Source organism: uncultured Thiodictyon sp. (assembly GCA_903837595.1).
Taxonomy (GTDB): domain Bacteria; phylum Pseudomonadota; class Gammaproteobacteria; order Chromatiales; family Chromatiaceae; genus Thiodictyon.
The window spans coordinates 1-2,102 of sequence record CAILVI010000406.1; the positions used below are offsets into that span (position 1 = coordinate 1).

A 2,102-nucleotide genomic window follows, 5' to 3' on the forward strand; every position below is an offset into this window, starting at 1 on the left:
CAGCCCAGGGCAACGCCCTGGGTTAGCGTTGTTTATTCGGCCCAGCCCTGAAAGGGCGTGACATAACGGTGGGGCTCGTTATGTCACGCCCTTTCAGGGCTGGGGTCTGTTATCCGTTATACCCAGGGCGTTGCCCTGGGCTGGTATGTCGCGCCCCTGCGGGGCTTGAGCAGGCGCAAGATTAAGCGGAATAAGGTATTAGCGCAGAGGCCGGGACTATGACCAAGGCCACACAACCGCTCTGCCCCCACCCCAACCCTCCCCCACGAGGGGGGAAGGAGAGTAGGGGTTGTTCGATCATCACTCCGAACTCGCCGGCAGGTCCTTGGCAAGCCGAAAACCGAGGCGGCCGCCGCGATTTCCCGGCTGGAGCGCGAGGCGGCAGGCGGCGCGCACGCGACTGGGTTGGCAACTCCAGGAACCACCGCGCGCCACCCGCGCGGTGCTGCCGCCAAGCTCCCAGGCACTCCCGTCCGTTGGGGCGCCCACATAGCTGTCGTGATAGCAGTCCTGCACCCATTCGCGCACATTTCCGTGTACCTCGTGCAGGCCCCAGGGGTTCGCCGGTAGACTCCCCGCCGGGACGGTCTGCTTGCGATACAACCCGGTCTTGGCACCACAGCCGTGGTAATCCTGATTCCCATCGTAGTTCGCCCGGTCGGTGTCGATGCAGGCGCCGGTCCAGAACGCCGTCTTGGTCCCCGCCCGTGCCGCGTATTCCCACTCCGCCTCGCTCGGCAGCCGATACGACTCCCCGGTCTCTTGCGACAGCCAGGCCGCATAGGCGAGCGCGTCGTCCCAACTCACGTCGATGACGGGGCGCTCGCGCCGCCCCCAACCCTGGTCGCTCGGCCTTTTTGGCCGCTGCGTCGCCGCACAGAAGGCGTCATATTGCGCAAAGGTCACCGCGGTCTTGCCGATGGCAAAGGGGGCGATATGCACCATGTGCCGCGGGCCTTCATCCGGGCCGCACTCCGGTTCGTCCGGCCGCGAGCCCATCCGGAACGCCCCGCCAGGCAAGGCAATCATCGCGGGCGGGAGCGACGGCAGCGGGGCGAGGTCCGGGGTCGCCCGGCGTCTGGCCAGTGCCGCCCGGATCACGAACAACCCCAGGCCCCCGAGCACCAACGCCAGAAGGATCGCCGGCAGCCCCAGGCGGGTGCTGGTCCAGGACGGCTGGGCGTCCGCCACCGCCGGGGTCCCCGGCGCGGGCGACGGCTGCATCAGGACCACGACCTGGGTCCATTGCCCGGCGGTCACGGCGTGGCGCGCGTTCAGCGTCTGATATCCCGCCGCGCTGACCTCCACCCGGTGCTCACCGACCGGGAGCCCCCGCAGCTCCAACGGCTCGCCGGGGGCGGCCCGGCCGACCAGGCTGTCATCGATGCTCACCCGCGCCCGGGTGTCTACATTAACCTGGAGCTGACCGCCGATACCGGCCACCGCCGGCAACGGGGCGGCCCTGGTCGGGGCGGCGCCCGGGGCCGCCGCCGCGTCCACGATCAAGCGCAGGCCGTTGTCGGGTGCGCGGTTGGCACCGCCCTGCCCATAGAGCGGGGTCTCGTTGCGCTCGGCCGCGTCGATCCCGCCCCGGCCGGTATGGACGCTGCCGCCGCGGATCACCGCCGCCCCGGTCTGCCCCGGATAGAGCGGGCTGCGGTAGAGGTCGAGCGTCAGCTCTTCGACATTGCCATAGAGGTCGTGGAGACCCAGTGGGTTGGCCGCGCGCTGGCCGATGGGCTTGAGTTGCTGGTCGCTGTTGCGCTCATACCAGGTGTGGTGCTCCAGGCCATCCGCCATGGGATAGAGCGGCTCACCAAACTCACCCGGGGTCACCGCCAGACCGCCGCGGGCCACATATTCCCACTCCGCCTCGGTGGGCAACCGGATCAGCGGGGACTGGCCCGCGCCGCGGGGGACGCACAGCGGGGCCTCAGGCGCACAATCGGGCAGCGCCCCCGCGTGCTGCGCCAGCCAGCGCGACCAGCGCGCGGCATAGCCCAGGGCGTCGTACCAGCCGACCCCGCCCTGCACCAGCCGTCCGGCCTCATCCGCCCGGGGACAGGGGCCACCGGTCGCGGCCGGCAGGGTCTCATATTGCA

Annotated in this window: 1 protein-coding gene; it reads right to left on the minus strand. The window is 70.2% G+C overall.

What is annotated here, in order from left to right; genetic code table 11:
* Positions 1-300 precede the first annotated feature (300 nt).
* A partial coding sequence (locus QZY44_RS24315) for an SUMF1/EgtB/PvdO family nonheme iron enzyme (protein ID WP_295454197.1) occupies positions 301-2,102 on the minus strand: 1,802 nt, incomplete at its 5' end.